The following is an 18,825-nucleotide window of genomic DNA, read 5'->3' on the forward strand; positions in this document are numbered from 1 at the left end:
AGTGTAAAGAAAAACTCTCAAAATTGAGAGTTTCCTTTTAATACCATCCATTTGCTAACCAAAAGTTTTTAGCAGCTGACCATGAACCATATCGACTTGTTACATATTCATTCGCCACTTTTTCTTGATTTTCAGGCGAGAGATCTCCATTCAAGTATGTAATAGTTAATTGATATCGACCATAATATTGACCATTTTGAGCAGTGTAACTACCACTTGATTCCTTTTGAGCGATAAATTCTTTAGCTTCTGCATCTTCCGCACTTAAACCTGAAGAAGCATTTGCTGTGTTTGTATTCGTATTGTTAACCTCAGATGTTGTTGTAGTTGGTGCAGTTTCTGTCTTGTTTTCCTTCTGTCCTCCTACTTCTAGGACTTGTCCAACATGGATAAGATTTACATCAGAAATTTTATTCAGTTCAGCTAGCTTTTCAACACTTGTATTATTAGCTGACGCAATAGCAGAAAGTGTATCTCCTGACTTCACGGTATAACTATCAGCGTTTGCTATTACTGGTAGGAATAAAGCTAAAGCTGCTAAGCTTACTACACCTGTCTTTACTGTATTTTTTTTATTTTTTAAAAATGTCTGTACTTGCATTTTATTCTCCTTTTCTTGTAACTAGCAAAACAAGATACAAAAAGTTCATGATTTTTTCTTGGTCTCATATCTATCATTTTGCTATACTCCTATCATACAGGTTCTATGTTACCTCTATTTTTAAAGTATATGATAAATGTTACAAAATTGTTTAAATTAGAAAAAGAAAGCTTATAAAAGGCTTAAAATAAGAAATTTTATTTTGGTTTTCAAATCATTATCCTAATTTATAGGATTTGTTATTTTATAATTTTTTATTTAAAAATGAAGCAGATACCCCTCAACTTTGTTATAATGAAGATAGAACTTTACACGAGGAGAAATCATGACATCATTAAGATTTCAATCTGTTTTTGATATTATTGGCCCTGTAATGATTGGACCATCTAGTAGCCATACAGCAGGAGCCGTTCGTATTGGAAAAATAGTCTATTCTATATTTAACGATGAACCTACTGAAGTGGAATTTCAGCTTTTTAATTCTTTTGCTAAAACATATCGAGGACACGGAACTGATTTAGCTCTTGTAGCGGGAATCTTAGGAATGGATACGGATGATCCAGAGATTCCCAATAGTCTAGAAATAGCCCATAAACGAGGCATAAAAGTTGTCTGGTCTATTCAAAAAGATAGTAATGCTCCACATCCCAATACAACGAAAATTACAATAAAAAACGATCATAAAACAATTAGTGTTACTGGGGTATCTATTGGAGGGGGCAATATTCAAGTAACAGAGCTGAATGGTTTTTCAGTTTCCCTCAGCATGAACACACCTACTATTATTATTGTTCATCAAGATGTCCCTGGTATGATTGCTCACGTTACCGAGGCACTCTCACGCTACAATATCAACATTGCTCAAATGAATGTCACACGTGAAAAAGCTGGCGAGAAAGCAATAATGATTATTGAAGTGGATAGCCGTAGCTGTGAAGAAGCTGTCGAAGAAATTCGAAACATTCCTCATCTGCATAATGTAAATTTCTTTAAGTAGGAGAAAATATGTTTTATTCTATAAAAGAATTAGTAGAGCAAGCTGACTTGGATTACCAAGGAAATGTTGCAGAACTAATGATTGCTACTGAGTATGAATTGACTGGTCGCGAAAGAGATGAAATCTTGAAACTGATGGGTCGCAATCTAGAAGTCATGAAAGCCTCTGTCCTTCTTGGACTTGATGAAAGCAAGTCTCGCAGCGGATTGACTGGCGGAGATGCAGCAAAACTTGACCACTATATCCAATCTGGAAAAACATTGTCAGATCACACTGTACTGACTGCAGCAAAAAATGCTATTGCTGTCAATGAGCATAATGCTAAAATGGGTTTGGTTTGTGCCACACCAACAGCTGGTAGTGCTGGCTGTCTACCTGCCGTCCTTACATCTGCTATTGAAAAATTAGGACTCTCAGAAGAAGAACAGCTGAACTTTCTGTTAGCTGCAGGCGCTTTTGGCCTAGTCATTGCCAATAACGCCTCAATTTCAGGTGCTGAAGGGGGCTGTCAAGCAGAGGTTGGCTCTGCTTCTGCCATGAGCGCAGCTGCTTTAGTTCTGGCTGCTGGAGGTTCACCTTTTCAGGCTAGCCAAGCTATTTGTTTTGTTATTAAAAATATGCTGGGCTTGATTTGTGATCCAGTTGCTGGTCTAGTAGAAGTGCCATGTGTCAAGCGAAATGCAATGGGATCCAGTTATGCTTTTATTGCAGCAGATATGGCTCTTGCGGGAATCGAATCTAAAATTCCTGTTGATGAAGTCATTGACGCCATGTATCAAGTCGGGTCAAGTCTTCCTACTGCATTCCGAGAAACGGCTGAAGGTGGCTTAGCTACAACACCTACAGGTCGCAGACTTTCAAAAGAGATATTTGGAGAATAACACAGATTGACAAATGTGTAAACCTATTGATTTTTATAACATAAAAAAAACGGCTTTGAGCCGTTTTTAATTTTATATTAATAATTCCAAGCTGATAAACCTTGAGCATTATAGGCATTGTATGCAGATTGGATTTGATCTTCAACAGTTGCTGTAGAACCCCATCCTGGCATAGTTTGGAATAATCCACTAGCACCTGAAGCATTATAGGCGTTTACTTGACCATTTGATTCACGAGCAATAATTGCTTCCCAAGTTGAAGCAGAAACTCCTGTCAACTCAGCCATGCGAGCTGCTGCATAAGTACCTGTCTCACCTGCTGTATTACCGTTGGCAAGAACAGGTGTAGAATTATAGGTAGAATAGTTAGCTGATGGTGCAGGGACTGTAATAGTTGCCACCGGTGCAGGTGCTGCTTGATTAGCTTGTGTAGCTGGTCCTGGTGCTGGAGCAACAGCAGGTGCCTTTTTATTAGCTTTTGTATCACCAAGTTCTAGCACTTGATTCTCAAAAATTAAATCTGGATTTTCAAGCTTGTTTAATTTAATTAAGCTTTCAACAGTTGTAGATTTTTCTTTTGCAATTTTTGACAAGGTGTCGCCAGCTTTTACTGTATATGTGTCTGCCTTAGCTACAACTCCTGTCAAAAATAGGGTAGCTGCTGTAGCAACAAATGCGAAGGCACCTTTCATTGGTTGTAATTTCATTATAATTCTGGTTCTCCTTTTCACTGATAGTTCCATCATACACTTTAAATATTACAGGTTATTTAAAATAGGATTACAAAAATTACAAATGTATTTTATTTAAACACCAACATTGCCTTATCCATCGTACTTCTACATATTAATTTTAAATAATATGTGAAATTAACACAAAACCCAGACTTGACATCAATTTTTTAGCAAATATAATATAGCTCCTAAAATTAATAAGACAAGAATCGCATAGGAATCTTTATTTTGCCACTTTAACTGTCTATAGCGACTTCTTTGATCTCCTCCTTGATAACCACGCGCTTCCATTGCAATAGCTAAAGCATCTGCTCTTTTAAAGCTAGAAGCAAATAAAGGAATCAAAATCGGTATAATGGATTTCACTTTTTGTACAATATTTCCTTCACCAAAATCCACTCCTCGAGCTCGCTGAGCGTTCATAATTCGAACAGTATCATCCATTAAGGTTGGTACAAATCGCAAACTCATTGATAACATCAAGCCTACTTCATGCACTGGAAATTTAAAAACAGTCAGAGGTTTTAGGAGAGCTTCTACCGCATCCGCCAAACTTAAAGGCATTGTAGTCAAACTGAGCAATGTTGAGAAAAAAATGATCAAAACGAATCGACTAAAAATAATGCCTGCTTGTGCTAAGCCTATATCTGTAATGCGAATAAAGGAAAATTGGACAAGAGTATTTCCCGTTGTAGTAAATAAGAGCTGAAAAACAGTCGTAAAGGCAACCAAGAAAAGCATAGATTGGAGACCTTTTACAAAAAATCCAATAGGGACTCTAGAAAGAAAAACTAAAAAAAATGTAAAAACAAAAAGCAAAAGGTTTGTTGCTAAATTATTTGCCCAAAAAATAATTAAAACAAACAAGAACATAGATAATAGTTTACTTCTAGGATCCAAACGGTGGATCAGAGAATTACCCGGAATATACCGCCCTAAAATCATCTTATCCATGCAGTATCTCCTTAAATTCAGTAATTGTAATCGGTAAATTAGGCAAGTTTAAACCTTTTTCTACCAGACCTTGAGCAAATTTTGTAATCTTAGGGACTCCCAGTTGGATTTTTTCCATAAATTCCACATCCTGAAAGATATCCTTTGGAGAACCACTTTTCACTAAATGTCCCTTCTCCAGAACATACGTAGTATCAGCAAAATTTGCCACGTCATCCATCAAATGAGTTACCAGCACAATAGTCATACCATCCTCATGTAAACCTTGGAAGATTTCCATTAGTTCCTTACGACCTGCTGGATCTAACCCAGCTGTCGGCTCATCAAGGACTAAAACTTCAGGCTCCATTGCTAGGATTCCAGCAATAGCTACTCGTCTCATTTGTCCTCCTGAAAGCTCAAAAGGACTACGTGAGAACAAGTCCTCAGAAATTCCTACCAAAAGAAGTTTTTCACGCGCCAAACGTTCCGCTTCTTCTTTAGAAACTCCAAAATTTTGTGGACCAAATGCCACATCATCTAAAACTGTTTCCGCAAAGACTTGGCTTTCTGCAAATTGAAACACCAAACCAACTTTTTTTCTTACTTGCTTTATGTCTTTATTAACAGAAGTAGCTGTAATTTCTATATCATTAACAGTGACACTTCCTACAGAAGGTGTCAACAAGCCATTTAAAAGTTGCAAAATAGTAGATTTTCCACTACCAGTATGACCAATTAGAGCAGTGTAAGAGCCATCTTTAATTTCCAAATTCACATCAAAAAGGGCAGGCCCTTCAAATGGTGTGCCTGCTTGATAAGTATAACTAACATTCTTTAAAGTAATTCCCATAAAGATTCCTGCAATTCTTTTTCTGTTAGATAGTCAGCTGGCAAATCAAAATCTTCATTCAAGGTTGCCTTGACTTGATTTGAAAAGGGTTCATCAAGTCCTAATTCCTGTAAATCTGATCTTGAAAACAGCTCTCTAGCTGTACTGCTTGATTCTACTTTTCCTTTTTTCATGACCAAAACACGGTCACTAAGTGCAACTTCATCCAAGTCATGTGTAATCGAAATGACCGTCATTTGATTCTCATCTTTGATGCGTTTCACTGTTTGAATCAGGTCTAAACGTCCTTCTGGATCCAACATACTAGTCGCTTCATCCAAAATAATAATATCCGGACGAAGAGCCACTATTCCTGCGATAGCCACCCTCTGCTTTTGCCCTCCAGAAAGACGAGCTGGTTCACGATTTTTAAAGTCTTGCATCCCTACGATCTCAAGCGCTTCATTTACTCGCTCAACCATAGTCTCATGGTCCATTCCCTGATTTTCCAAACCAAAAGCCACATCGTCTTCTACAGTTGCTCCAACAAATTGATTGTCTGGATTTTGAAAAACCATTCCAATATGACGACGTTTTTCCCAAACATTTTCTGGAGTCAGTTGATCACCTAAGATAAAAATTTCTCCACTTTCAGCTTCTAAAAGGCCATCAATCAAACGAATCGTAGTCGATTTACCACTCCCATTATGACCAACAATGGACAACCATTCACCTTGTTTCACGTGAAACGTTACATCATTTAAAATGTATTCTTCAGCATCGTTATCGTATTTATATTTGAGGTTGTGTACTTCGATAATATTTTTCATCATTTATTTAAAGGTATCTTTAAAGAGATAGGCGCTCCCTTTGAAATAGTCATAACCAGAATATATTGTAAAGATTAAAGCGATATACAGACAGATTTGTCCTAAAAGCGTCCAATGGATTAGTAGGAAGATAATAGCAAACATCTGTGTAAATGTTTTAATCTTACCGGGCATCGCTGCAGCTAAAACAGTTCCTCCCGTTTCTACCAACAAAAGACGCAATCCGGTCACAGCTAATTCTCGACAAATTATCACAGCTACCACCCAGGCAGGTGCCATTTTCATTTCAATCAGCATGATAAATGCTGACATAACTAAAAGTTTGTCTGCCATCGGATCAGCAAACTTCCCAAAATTGGTGACAACTTTCCATTTGCGAGCTAAATATCCATCCAAATAATCAGTAATGCTGGCCACCGCAAAGATAATCGCAGCAATGACATGAGCAGTCTTAGATGAACCAAGGGTTAGTAATAGGATAAAAATTGGGATTAACGCCACTCTCAGGAGCGTCAAAGCATTTGGAATATTTTCTTTTTTCATAAGCATTCTCAATTATTGATTGTTAAAGTAATCGTTCCCGATTGGGTATTGATTGCAGACGTATTAAGGATCTGATCATTTACAGAGACCGTTACACCCTCTACAACACCTAAGGTGATAACTGTAGATGAACCAGGAGACACAGTAGTTGTTACACTTGGATTTTCTGGAGATAAAACAACCCCATTGTCCAAATCTGTTCCTGACAAACTGACCCAACTGGTTGCAGATGTGACGGATAATTTGATGGTTACAGGATCTTTTGCCCCAGAATAAGTAGCTGTAAGATTCTGTCCACTACCAGAAACTGTCAAAGCATTGCTACTAGATGATGTGGTTGAGGAAGAACTAGTCTGATTAGAGCTACTTGAAGCGGATTCTGAAGATCCTTCACTTTTAACCACACTATAACTTGAAGAGGCTGAATTCTCAGTTTCCGTCTCCATCTGGTTAACATACTGCCAGACATAATAAGTTACAAAGGCAATGATTGCCAACGATATGACAGAAAAATAGAAAAGTGGCAAATAAGATGTTTTTTGTCTGTTGCTTCTTCTTCTCCCCATATTTTCTTCATCAACATCTACTTCATCATAAGTAACCATACTACCTGATTCGTAGGCGTCTAAAATGATTTTTTCGTCTAAGTCTACTGCCCAAGCATACTTACGGAGAAAAGATTTGGCATAAAAACTACTAGGTAGTTTATCAAAATCATCTGCTTCTAAAGCCTCTAATAAATCTAACTGAATATCTGTTTTTTGTTGTAAATCTTCTAGGCTTAGTCCCTGATTAATTCGAGCTAACCTTAATACCTCACCTATCGTTTTTTTTCTCATACGTTCAAATTCCTCTAAAAAATACTAGAAAAAGCTGTGCCCAAGCCAGATGTCACAAGCTTTAAAGTTTATCATATTTATAAAATCTAGATTTCATAGCCAATAACATGAATCAGCCTTACAAAGATAATACTAGGGACTAGATCTTTGTTTCATTTTTTATGTTTTATATCCTCTTTTCTGAAAACATCTTCTATCATTTTTTTACAGACTATTGTACCAAATTTTTCTCTTCTTTTGTTAGGATTATTTTGGAAAAATTGTAAAATCTATCATGTCACAGTGATCAATAAACTCATGACCAACTTCTAAAATATCTTCTAAGTGAATATCCTGTAAAATTTTTGGCAAGTCAAAAAGATTTTCTCCATCTATAAGGGTTTCATACTGCGTTGCCATATATTCTAACGAATTTAGACCATGCATCAAATCACCATACATTTCACTTTTAACAATATCTAAATGCTCTTCTGTTACATCCATATCTTGAGCGAATTCTTTAATTGCTGTACGGATTTGATGAGATAGAGCTACTGGCTCCTGGGTATCCATCGTCAGCATAACAAAGTGGAAGCGTTCTTCTACTTCAACTTCCAGAGTCAAAGAAGCATCAATTTTCCCATTTTCATACATTTTTTGATAACGTTTAGAAGTCCAGCCAAACATCATATCAAATAATAATTTCAAAATAAGTTTATAGCGAAATAATTTTCTCTTTGAAATTTTGTCATTTCCTCGCATAGCAACAGCTAATTTAGGTCGGCTGACTTCCATCCTCATACTAGCAGTTGGAACTACAGGAGATAATTTTAATGAACGCCTTTTGATGGCTGATTTTTCATCCTCTATTTCATACGAATTTTGTTGTTCACTAATAGTCGTTACAGTTTTATCCAGATCAAAATTTCCAACTAAAAATAAACTCATATTAGACGGATGGTAAAAAGTTTCAAAGTTTTCATCCAAATCTTCCACTGTGATTTCAGCAATCGACTCGCGATTCCCAGCTATATCTTGTGCCAGAGCTGTCCCTGGGTATAGATTTGCTAAAGCGCTAAAAAACAAACGATAATCTGGATTATCCTGGTACATTTCTATTTCTTGCTGGATAATTCCTTGTTCTCTCTGAACAGATTCTTCTGTAAAATAAGCTTCCCCAATCAAATCCTGTAGTAATTCCAAACATTCTTCTACATTCTCAGTTGTTGAAAAAAGATAACTTGTCTTTGTAAAACTAGTAAAGGCGTTACTTTCTGCTCCTAAGTCTACAAATTCCTGTAATAAGTCATTTCCATTTTCATCTTCAAATAATTTATGTTCTAAAAAATGAGCAATTCCAGCTGGATAATGGATAGCTTGCTTGGTCCCTCTTGGTACAAAATAAGTATCCACTGACCCAAAATTCACTGTCATAATACCATATGTCTCATGAAAATTTGTTTTAGGAAGTAAAAAAAGTCGCAATCCATTTGGTAAAATTACCCGATAAAGACTTTCTCCAATAGCTGTATATTCTATTTTTTTCAGCGCTAAATTCTGCATTATTTCCCTTCCATAAAGTACACCGCTTGAAGTTTTAAGGTATTCGCTGCTAAAACAATATCTTCCTTCTTAACATTTTCCATAACTTCTAACCATTCATCGACTCTTAAAAATTTCTTGCCTAAAACAGCCGACAAATAAGTTGTTTCCAGTAAAGCATTTTGACGATCTTGAGATAAGAGAGCACTGTTTTTAAGCATATTTTTTGTCTGTTGAAGCTCTTCTTCAGAAAATTTTCCTCTTTTTAGATCAGCTACTTGTCGGTTAATTAAAGTCATAGCTTTATTACGATTTTTTCTATCAATTCCAGCATATACTCGTAACATTCCTGAAAAAATATCCATAGTGCTAGAAACAGTATAGGCCAGACTTGCTTTCTCACGAACTTCTACAAATAATTTTGAGTGTGCATAACCACCCAGAAGACCATTCATTACAATCAAAGGGATATGACTAGTATCTCCATATTGAATAGGGAAATGATATCCCATTTCTAAAATGGATTGATTAGCTTCCTTTTGTTCAATCCCTTCTCGTAAAATTTTTGAAAAAGGTTGCTGATAATCCAATAGTAAATCCTGTTCACGATCCGTGAAGCCAAATTGAGAAAATTGTTCCTGCATAGCCACTTCATTAAAATCACCGATAAAAAAGATATCAATCTTATCTTCCTTCAGCATTTTTTGAAAAACTGCAAGACTAGTCTCAGGTGTCACTTGTTTCATTAAGTCAAGTCTTGAGACCCGAGGAAGTTGCATTTCTTCACTTAAATAAAATAACTTATTCAATTCCAAATGAGCGTGGTAAAAATGGTTTTCTATTTCAGATTCCAACTCATGAATAATATTTTTCTTTTCAATTTCAAAGATAGAGGAATCAAAACCTTTCTGGTCAACTAAAGGAGATAAGAGACTTGCTTTGATAAATTCAACCATCTCCGTTGTTAGGGCGTTTTTCCTACTTAAAAAAGAATCCCTAACAAAGGAAACATTTATATCTACATAATGAACCAAACCTCTTTTTGAAACACTGGTTGAATAATTTGATCCATATAAACTAGCTAAACGCTCACGAAATAGCTGAGAAGTTGGATAAACAGCATTTGCCGTTTCTAAAATACTAGAAACCAAAACTCGCTCAGCAACAGTAGCCGGACTCATTGGTGCAGAAAAACGAAGTTTTATTTTATTTGTTTTGAATTTAGTTGATTTAATAAAATGGAGATTGACTCCTCTTGCTAATTCCATAAGGTTCCTCTTGCTTCCTAATATGAATTCTATTATATCACGAAATGATGTGAAATTGGTGTTCCTTATAACAGATTAAAACGTTTTCTTTCCTGAATATTTTATACACTTTCAGTCTTAAAATATGGTATAATGACAAGGATTGAGGTGAAATATGGATTATAAATTATTTGATGAATATATCACACTGCAAGCTCTCCTGAAAGAGGTTGGAGTAATCCAAAGTGGCGGTGCTATTAAGGCGTTTTTAGCTGAAAATGATGTTTTTTTCAATGGTGAATTAGAAACAAGACGAGGAAAAAAAATTCGAGTTGGAGACCAAATAACGATTCCTAGAGAAAACCTAACTCTATCTATTCTTGAACCAAGTCCAGACGAAAAAGTTCGGCATACAGAAGAAACAGCTGAAAAACAACGCATTGCTAACATGGTTAAAGAAATGAATAAAAATCTTAAAAAAAATACTACTGCTCCCAAAAAGAATAACAGAAAGCAAACAGGTATAAAGCAAGAGAAAAAAGCCCCTGTACGCTTCCCAGGAACATAATATGTGGCTAAAATCACTGACTCTTAAACATTTTCGTAATTATCAAGACGCGGAAATCAACTTTCACTCTGGTCTAAACGTTTTTCTTGGTCAAAATGCACAAGGAAAAACAAATATTCTAGAATCAATTTATTTCTTAGCATTGACTCGTAGTCATCGAACTAGATCAGATAAAGATTTTATTCATTTTCAAGAAAAAGATCTCAAAGTATCTGGTATCCTTGAAAAAAAGACGGGGACAATTCCGCTTGACATTGAGTTGACAGCTAAGGGACGAATTACTAAAATCAACCATCTCAAGCAAAATAGACTGTCTGACTATATTGGGGCAATGAATGTTGTTCTGTTTGCGCCAGAAGATTTACAACTTATTAAAGGTTCACCTTCATTAAGACGAAAATTTATAGATATTGAATTAGGTCAAATCAAGCCTATTTATCTAGCTGATCTTTCCAATTACAATCATGTCCTTAAACAAAGGAATTCTTATTTAAAGAATAGTCAAAACATTGATGAGAATTTTCTATCTGTTTTAGACGAACAGCTTATTGAATATGGTTGTCGTGTTATCAAACATCGTCTAGATTTCTTAAAGAAACTCGAAATATTCGCTCAGGAAAAACACCTTGATATCTCACAAAAAAAAGAAACTTTAACAATTGACTATCTATCCTCTGTACCTTTACAAGATATTGACAGTATTGAAGAAAGTTTTAGATTAAGCTTAAGTAAAAATCGAAAAAGAGATTTATTTAAACAAAATACTGGTGTAGGTCCTCATCGAGATGATATAGCTTTCTTTATCAATCAAATGGATGCTAATTATGGAAGTCAGGGGCAACACAGAAGTGTGGTACTCTCTCTTAAATTAGCAGAAATAAAATTGATTGAAAATATAACAAAAGAATCTCCTATCCTCCTGCTTGACGATGTGATGAGTGAACTTGACAATGATCGTCAACTTAAATTACTAGAAACAATTTCTCAAGAAATACAAACCTTTATTACCACAACTACTTTGGAACACCTAAAAAACCTACCTAAAGATATCAAGATTTTTGAAATTTCAAATGGAAATATAAAATAGAGTTTACAATATTGTAAACTCTATTTTTACAACCTTTACATATAATGTAAAGATTTCTATATCCATTGTAAAATAAAAATGCACCAAAATATAGCGCATTTTTTATTGTACTGAATAGTTAGGAGCTTCGTTTGTAATTTGAACATCATGAGGATGACTTTCCTTCAATCCAGCACCACTCATTTCAATAAATTGAGCATTTTCGTGTAGTTCTTGTAGATTTGCAGCTCCAACATAACCCATACCAGAGCGAATCCCTCCAAGCATTTGGAAGACAATATCAGCTGCAGCACCCTTGTATGCTACACGGCCTTCAATTCCTTCTGGAACTAACTTATTAGCTTCGTTGACAGAACCTTGGAAGTAACGGTCACTTGAACCTTTTTTCATTGCTGCAATAGATCCCATACCTCGATATGTTTTGAACTTACGTCCTTGGAAAATTTCGGTTTCCCCAGGAGCTTCATCAGTTCCTGCAAACATAGAACCTAACATAACAGCATTTCCACCTGCTGCTAGAGCTTTGACAATATCACCTGAGTATTTAATACCACCATCAGCAATGATTGTTTTACCATATTCGCGCGCAACAGCTGCTGCATCATAAATAGCAGTCACTTGAGGGACACCAACACCAGCAATCACACGAGTGGTACAGATAGAACCTGGGCCAATACCAACCTTGACAACGTCTACACCTGCTTCATAAAGGGCACGCGCACCTTCAGCAGTTGCAATATTTCCTGCGATTAAAGTGCGGTCTGGGAAATGAGCACGAATTTCAGCAATCTTACGCAAAACTCCTGCAGAGTGTCCATGAGCTGTATCAATAACAATAGCATCAGCACCTGCTTCAAAAAGAGCCTCTGCACGTTCAAATGTATCTGAAGTGACACCTACCGCACCAGCAACTAGAAGACGACCAAACTCATCTTTAGCAGCATTTGGAAATTCAATTACTTTTTCAATATCTTTAATCGTGATTAAACCTGAAAGACGACCATCTTCATCAACCAGAGGAAGTTTTTCAATACGATGTTCCTGAAGAATACGCTCAGCAGTTTCTCAATCTGTTCCAACTGGAGCTGTAACCAAATTTTCGCTAGTCATATGATTAGAAATAGGTTGATTGAAATCAGAAATGAAACGTAAATCTCGATTGGTCAATATACCAACCAACTTACGGTTTTCTAATGTTTCAACAACTGGAACACCGCTAATACGATAACGTCCCATCAATTCATCTGCTTCAGCAATTGTATGTCCTGGTGTTAAGAAGAATGGATCAATAATAACACCATTTTCAGAACGTTTTACCTTACGAACTTCGTCTGCTTGTTGCGCAATAGACATATTTTTATGGATTACTCCAAGACCACCTGCACGCGCAATAGCAATGGCCATTTGACTTTCTGTTACGGTATCCATTGCTGCTGTAATAATTGGGATATTTAAAGTCAAATTATCTGCCAATTTCGTAGTTAAATCAGCATCGTTAGGCAACACATGACTTTCAGCTGGAATCAACAATACATCATCAAAGGTAAAACCTTTTTTCAAAAATTTAGTGTCCCAATTAGACATTCGAAGTTTCCTCTTTTCTATTTTCATCCATATAGTAGAACCATGTTCTAGACCAACTTAATTTATAATATAATACCACTCTGTTATGATTTGTCAATCATCTATTAAAAATAATTAATCCCCATAGCTGATTTCACTTCAGAAAGAGTCTGGCTAGCTTTTTGACGTGCTTTTTCACTTCCTTTTCTAAGCATATCATAGACTTGTCCCATATCTTTAGCAAACTCTATGCGACGCTCACGAATAGGGCCCAACTCTCTTTCTAAAATTTCCAATAAATAACGTTTTGTCTTTACATCACCCAAGCCGCCTCTTTGATAATGTTCCTTCATAGCAGCAATTTCTGCTTGATCTTCTGGTCTTCCAAAAACATCCAGATAATGAAAAACCATATTACCTTCGATTTTTCCCGGATCTTCTACTCTAATATGATTAGGGTCTGTGTACATTCCCATCACTTTTTTCTTAAGTGTGTCCATATCATCAGCAAGGTAGATTCCATTATTTAATGATTTAGACATTTTAGCATTTCCATCCAACCCTGGTAATCTTCCTGCAGCTTCATTCTCAGGATAAATTCCCTCCGGTTCAACTAAGACATCTTTTTGATAAGCATTGTTAAAAGAACGAACTATTTCTCTAGTTTGCTCAATCATTGGCTTTTGATCAGTCCCTACTGGTACATAATTCGCCTTAAAAGCTGTAATATCAGCCGCCTGAGAAATTGGATAAACCAAAAATCCTGTAGGAATACTTTGACCAAAGCCCTTTTGAGCTATTTCTGTCTTGACAGTTGGATTTCTTTCCAACCGAGCTAAAGAGACTAGATTCATGTAGTACATTGTTAATTCAGCAAGTTCAGGAATTTGACTCTGAATAAAAATAGTAACCTTTTCTGGATCCAAACCAGCAGCTAAATAATCCAAAGCTACGTTCCCTATTGATTCAATAATTGTTTGTGGGTCCTTAGCATGATCTGTCAAGGCTTGTTGATCAGCTAAAAAAACAAATAAATCATATTTTCCTTCATTTTGTAAAAGAACTCGATTCCGTAAACTTCCTACATAATGGCCAATATGTAATTTTCCAGTTGGCCGATCTCCTGTTAAAATAATAGGCTTTGTCATCTATTTCTCCTCAATTAATGTTGAATTCATTATAACATTTTCAATAAAAATGAGAAAGGAGATTGGATAAATTTCTATATAAAAATAACTTTTACAACTTTGTCAATTTAATTGACAATAAGTTGACAAAAATTTTACAATTAAAAACAAGAGTTTCTTCTTGAATTATTTGAAATATGGTGATTTTTCTAGTAAAATAGTACTAGTTATATTAAAGAGGAGAATTATATTGCTTACAGTATCAGATGTTTCATTACGTTTCAGTGACCGCAAATTATTTGATGAAGTTAACATCAAATTTACAGCTGGTAATACCTATGGTTTAATTGGTGCCAATGGCGCTGGAAAATCAACATTTTTAAAAATATTAGCTGGAGATATTGAACCAACAACTGGTCATATTTCATTAGGTCCTAATGAACGTCTTTCAGTTCTTCGTCAAAATCACTTTGACTACGAAGATGAAAGAGTCATTGATGTTGTTATTATGGGAAATGACCTACTTTACAGTATCATGAAGGAAAAAGATGCTATCTACATGAAGCCAGATTTTTCAGATGAAGATGGTGTTCGAGCGGCTGAGCTTGAGGGAGAGTTTGCTGAACTAGGTGGCTGGGAAGCAGAAAGTGAAGCATCTCAACTCTTGCAAAACCTAAATATTCCAGAAGATCTTCACTACCAAAATATGAGTGAACTCTCTAATGGGGACAAGGTTAAAGTACTCTTGGCAAAAGCCCTTTTTGGTAAACCTGATGTCTTACTTCTGGACGAGCCAACTAATGGTCTGGATATTCAGTCGATTAGTTGGCTGGAAGACTTTCTTATCGATTTTGACAATACAGTTATTGTTGTATCCCACGATCGCCACTTTTTGAATAAAGTCTGCACTCATATGGCCGACCTTGACTTTGGAAAAATTAAGCTCTATGTCGGAAACTATGATTTCTGGAAAGAATCAAGCGAACTAGCGGCTAAGCTACTCGCTGACCGAAATGCCAAAGCAGAAGAAAAAATCAAACAACTTCAAGAGTTCGTTGCTCGTTTCTCTGCCAATGCGTCCAAATCAAAACAAGCAACTTCCCGTAAAAAGATGCTTGACAAGATAGAGTTAGAAGAAATTGTTCCATCTAGCCGTAAATACCCATTTATCAGCTTTAAAGCAGAACGTGAAATTGGTAATGACCTCTTGACAGTTGAAAATCTTTCTGTCAAGATTGACGGGGAAACTATTCTTGATAATATTAGCTTTATTTTACGCCCAGGTGACAAGACAGCTTTGATTGGTCAAAACGATATTCAAACAACAGCCTTAATTCGTGCTTTAATGGGAGATATTGAATACGAAGGAACTGTTAAGTGGGGTGTAACAACTAGTCAATCTTATTTACCTAAAGATAATTCTCGTGATTTTGCTGGTGGTGAATCAATCCTTGACTGGTTGCGTCAATTTGCAAGTAAAGAAGAAGATGACAATACTTTCCTCCGAGGTTTTCTTGGGCGTATGCTTTTCTCTGGAGATGAGGTTAACAAGTCTGTAAACGTCTTGTCAGGTGGAGAAAAAGTTCGTGTTATGCTTTCTAAATTGATGTTGCTTAAATCCAATGTCTTAGTATTGGATGATCCAACAAATCACTTAGATTTGGAATCAATTTCCAGCTTAAATGATGGATTGAAAAACTTCAAAGAGTCCATTATTTTTGCTAGCCATGACCATGAATTTATTCAAACATTAGCAAATCATATTATTGTGTTATCTAAAGATGGTGTGATTGATCGTATTGATGAAACTTATGATGAATTCTTAGAAAATCAAGAAGTTCAGCAAAAAGTAAAAGAATTATGGAAAGACTAAAAAGCGAATGAATATTCGCTTTTTAGCTATATATAGTTTATGAAAAAAATAAAGAATTATTTTAAAAATTATTGGGTTTACTTTGCAGCATTTTTAATTCCTTTTTTAATTATGTTCATTGTATATCTTTCCCAAGGTATTTATTGGAATAGTGATACATCTCCTTTACTAGGAGATGGCTTTCATCAATATGTTATCTTTGATACTACGCTTAGAAATATTCTTCATGGCAGTGATAGTCTTTTTTATACCTTTACAAGTGGATTAGGTTTAAACTTTTATGCTTTGACTAGTTACTATTTAGGAAGTTTTTTATCTCCTTTTGTTTATTTCTTCAATCTAGAAAATATGCCAGATGCTGTCTATCTCTTTACCTTGATTAAATTTGGATTAATTGGATTAACAGCTGCTATCAGTTTAAAAGGAATATTTAAAAAAATACCAAACTTTCTTATTTTAATGCTGTCAACCTGCTATTCTCTTATGAGTTTTGCAACTAGTCAAATTGAAATCAAAACTTGGCTAGATGTCTTTATCCTTGCTCCTCTAATTCTCTATGGTTTACACCTTTTACTCCTCAAAAAAAATCGAGTATTATACTTTACGAGTTTGTCAATTCTCTTTATCCAGAATTATTATTTTGGATATATGATGGCACTATTTTTAATTTTTTGGTTTTTTGTTCAAACAACATGGGATTTTAAAAATAGAATTAAAACTTTTTTAGACTTTACAATTGTGTCAATATTATCTGGCGTCACAAGTCTAATTATGATTTTGCCAACATTTTTGGATTTAAAAACTCATGGAGAAAAATTAACTTCAGTTGATAGACTGTTTACAGAAAAAACTTGGTTTTTAGATATTTTTGCTAAAAATTTTATTGGAAGCTTTGATACAACTAAATATGGATCCATTCCAATGATTTATGTTGGAATAGTTCCACTATTGCTAGCTATCCTGTTTTTTACATTAAAATCGATTAAGTTTCACGTGAAACTTTCCTATTTTTTTCTAATTATAATATTTATTGCAAGTTTTTCTCTTGAAAGATTAGACTTGTTTTGGCAAGGGATGCACGCGCCTAATATGTTTTTACATCGCTATTCCTGGCTCTTCTCTCTTTTCATTATCTTTTTAGCAGCAGAAACCTTACAACGTCTTAAACAAATTAAATTTAAGAATCTAATCATATCTTTCACGATTTTATCCATTGGATTTATTTTTGTTTTTGTTTTTAGAAAACATTATGATTTTTTAGGACCTGTAAACTTTATTTTAACTTTAGAGTTTCTCTTAGCCTACTTATTAATATTTGGTACTTTTACTAAATCTTTTATTTCAAAGAAAGTGTTTTTTGTTACAACATTAGCTTTTGTTTGTTTTGAAGTTTCTTTAAACGCTTTTTACCAAGTTGATGGCATTGCTAAAGAATGGGTATTTGCTAGCCGTTCTTCCTATGCTAAAAATTTAAAAGAAATTGACAAGCTTGTAAAGTATTCAAAAGATAAAAATACAGAATTTTTTCGCACAGAGACATTGGATCCTCAAACAGGAAATGATAGTATGAAATATAACTACAATGGTATTTCACAATTTTCTTCTGTTCGAAATACAATGACAAGTTCAACTCTAGATAAACTTGGTTTTAAATCAACTGGAACTAATCTTAATCTACGCTATCAAAACAACAGCATTTTAATGGATGCTATCTTCTCACTTGCTTATAATATTTCTGAAGTAAATCCTCAAAAGTATGGATTCACTCCAATTAAAACAGAAAAGAATCTAACCCTATATCAAAATAAAAATGCAACTACCTTAGCTTTTTTAACTAATAAAGTTTACAAAGATGTAAAGTTTAATAATTTAACTCTTGATAATCAAACAAAATTTCTAAATCAATTATCAGGCTTAAACTATAAGTACTTTCAAAAAATTCATCCAATAAACTCTCATAACATTATTGAAAATAATGATCATATCACTGTAAATGTTGACAAAGAGAATAATGAGAGCTTTGCTAGTATGACTTATACACTAGATGTTCCTGAGAATAGTCAAGTTTATGTCAGTCTTCCAAATATACATTTTTCTAATGATGATCAGACAGTTGTTGATATTTCGATAGGAAACGAAACAAGACGCTTTACAACAAATAATGTCTTTACATTTTTTAATCTTGGTCATTTTACGGATAAACAAACTGTAACTGTTCGCTTTACATTTCCTGATAATTCTCAAGTTTCTTTTGATAAACCTGAATTTTACAAAGTAAATATCAATCACTTTCAAGAAGCAATTGATAAAATTCATTCTCAAAAAGTTGAAGTTACTACAAAAAATAGCCAAATAACTGTAGATTATCAAGCTCAAAAAGATTCCTCTCTCTTTTTAACTTTACCTTACGACAAGGGGTGGAGTGCAACACAAAATGGTCACCCAGTTACTATCTACAAGGCTCAAGATGGTTTCATGAAGGTTGATGTAAAAAAAGGAACAGGAAGAGTTATCCTAAAATTTATTCCTAAAGGTTTTAAGGAAGGAATAGGATGCTTTATTTTAGGAATTACTCTTTTCACTCTTTATAATTACAAAAAAAGATGATAATTCAAAAAAATTATTTGAATTTTTAAAAATTTATTTTAT

General features: G+C 34.7%; 16 protein-coding genes and 1 pseudogene. 6 read left to right on the forward strand and 11 right to left on the reverse strand.

Going from position 1 to position 18,825, the window contains the following annotated elements; genetic code table 11:
* Positions 1-37: 37 nt before the first annotated feature.
* Positions 38-601 carry an aggregation-promoting factor gene (locus HMPREF3108_RS10040; RefSeq protein WP_048777294.1) on the reverse strand — a complete coding sequence of 188 codons (564 nt, stop codon included), beginning with the start codon at positions 599-601 and terminating at the stop codon, positions 38-40.
* Between the two features lie 325 nt (positions 602-926).
* Between HMPREF3108_RS10040 and sdaAB the strand changes: the two genes are divergently transcribed.
* Together sdaAB and sdaAA are read left to right on the forward strand one after the other, a co-directional pair.
* Positions 927-1,598 carry an L-serine ammonia-lyase, iron-sulfur-dependent subunit beta gene (sdaAB, locus tag HMPREF3108_RS10045; protein ID WP_045772597.1) on the forward strand — a complete coding sequence of 224 codons (672 nt, stop codon included), beginning with the start codon at positions 927-929 and terminating at the stop codon, positions 1,596-1,598.
* An 8-nt stretch (positions 1,599-1,606) separates the two neighbouring features.
* Positions 1,607-2,479: an L-serine ammonia-lyase, iron-sulfur-dependent, subunit alpha gene (gene sdaAA, locus HMPREF3108_RS10050; protein ID WP_048777293.1), complete on the forward strand. Its 873-nt coding sequence runs from the start codon at positions 1,607-1,609 to the stop codon at positions 2,477-2,479.
* Positions 2,480-2,556: 77 nt separating this feature from the next.
* Here sdaAA and HMPREF3108_RS10055 read toward each other — a convergent pair whose 3' ends face one another.
* From HMPREF3108_RS10055 to yfmF, 8 genes are all read right to left on the reverse strand, one after another.
* A complete protein-coding gene (locus HMPREF3108_RS10055) occupies positions 2,557-3,186 on the reverse strand; it encodes a LysM peptidoglycan-binding domain-containing protein (RefSeq protein ID WP_045772595.1) in 630 nt (209 codons plus the stop codon).
* 186 nt (positions 3,187-3,372) lie between these two features.
* On the reverse strand, positions 3,373-4,167 hold the full coding sequence (locus HMPREF3108_RS10060) for an energy-coupling factor transporter transmembrane component T family protein (protein ID WP_045772594.1): 795 nt from the start codon (positions 4,165-4,167) through the stop codon (positions 3,373-3,375).
* On the reverse strand, positions 4,160-4,999 hold the full coding sequence (locus tag HMPREF3108_RS10065; RefSeq protein WP_011999571.1) for an energy-coupling factor transporter ATPase: 840 nt from the start codon (positions 4,997-4,999) through the stop codon (positions 4,160-4,162). Before HMPREF3108_RS10065 ends, HMPREF3108_RS10060 begins: the two co-directional genes overlap by 8 nt.
* Entirely contained in the window at positions 4,984-5,808 is an 825-nt protein-coding gene (locus HMPREF3108_RS10070) for an energy-coupling factor ABC transporter ATP-binding protein (protein WP_048777326.1), read from the reverse strand. Before HMPREF3108_RS10070 ends, HMPREF3108_RS10065 begins: the two co-directional genes overlap by 16 nt.
* A gap of 3 nt (positions 5,809-5,811) precedes the next feature.
* Positions 5,812-6,351, reverse strand: a complete 540-nt coding sequence (pgsA, locus tag HMPREF3108_RS10075; RefSeq protein ID WP_008808050.1) for a CDP-diacylglycerol--glycerol-3-phosphate 3-phosphatidyltransferase — start codon at positions 6,349-6,351, stop codon at positions 5,812-5,814.
* Positions 6,352-6,359: 8 nt separating this feature from the next.
* Positions 6,360-7,190, reverse strand: coding sequence for a cytoskeleton protein RodZ (gene rodZ / locus HMPREF3108_RS10080; protein WP_048777292.1), 831 nt, complete (start codon positions 7,188-7,190; stop codon positions 6,360-6,362).
* A 246-nt stretch (positions 7,191-7,436) separates the two neighbouring features.
* Positions 7,437-8,732: an EF-P 5-aminopentanol modification-associated protein YfmH gene (yfmH, locus tag HMPREF3108_RS10085; RefSeq protein WP_048777291.1), complete on the reverse strand. Its 1,296-nt coding sequence runs from the start codon at positions 8,730-8,732 to the stop codon at positions 7,437-7,439.
* Positions 8,732-9,979 (reverse strand): EF-P 5-aminopentanol modification-associated protein YfmF, encoded by a 1,248-nt coding sequence (gene yfmF / locus HMPREF3108_RS10090; protein WP_045772591.1) that lies wholly within the window; start codon positions 9,977-9,979, stop codon positions 8,732-8,734. Before yfmF ends, yfmH begins: the two co-directional genes overlap by 1 nt.
* Positions 9,980-10,133: 154 nt before the next feature.
* Between yfmF and yaaA the strand changes: the two genes are divergently transcribed.
* Positions 10,134-10,526: a S4 domain-containing protein YaaA gene (gene yaaA, locus HMPREF3108_RS10095; protein WP_046164777.1), complete on the forward strand. Its 393-nt coding sequence runs from the start codon at positions 10,134-10,136 to the stop codon at positions 10,524-10,526.
* Between the two features lies 1 nt (position 10,527).
* On the forward strand, positions 10,528-11,613 hold the full coding sequence (gene recF / locus HMPREF3108_RS10100) for a DNA replication/repair protein RecF (RefSeq protein WP_048777290.1): 1,086 nt from the start codon (positions 10,528-10,530) through the stop codon (positions 11,611-11,613).
* 102 nt (positions 11,614-11,715) lie between these two features.
* On the opposite strand, the pseudogene guaB reads toward recF, so the two are convergent.
* Positions 11,716-13,197, reverse strand: a pseudogene (gene guaB / locus HMPREF3108_RS10105) (IMP dehydrogenase).
* Between the two features lie 104 nt (positions 13,198-13,301).
* On the reverse strand, positions 13,302-14,324 hold the full coding sequence (gene trpS, locus HMPREF3108_RS10110; RefSeq protein WP_008808043.1) for a tryptophan--tRNA ligase: 1,023 nt from the start codon (positions 14,322-14,324) through the stop codon (positions 13,302-13,304).
* A 229-nt stretch (positions 14,325-14,553) separates the two neighbouring features.
* Between trpS and HMPREF3108_RS10115 the strand changes: the two genes are divergently transcribed.
* Positions 14,554-16,176 (forward strand): ATP-binding cassette domain-containing protein, encoded by a 1,623-nt coding sequence (locus tag HMPREF3108_RS10115; protein WP_070494435.1) that lies wholly within the window; start codon positions 14,554-14,556, stop codon positions 16,174-16,176.
* Positions 16,177-16,215: 39 nt separating this feature from the next.
* Positions 16,216-18,783, forward strand: coding sequence for a YfhO family protein (locus tag HMPREF3108_RS10120; protein WP_048777287.1), 2,568 nt, complete (start codon positions 16,216-16,218; stop codon positions 18,781-18,783).
* The last annotated feature ends 42 nt before the right edge of the window (positions 18,784-18,825 follow it).

It is taken from the genome of Streptococcus sp. HMSC10A01 (assembly GCF_001807785.1).
Taxonomy (GTDB): Bacteria; Bacillota; Bacilli; order Lactobacillales; family Streptococcaceae; genus Streptococcus; species Streptococcus gordonii.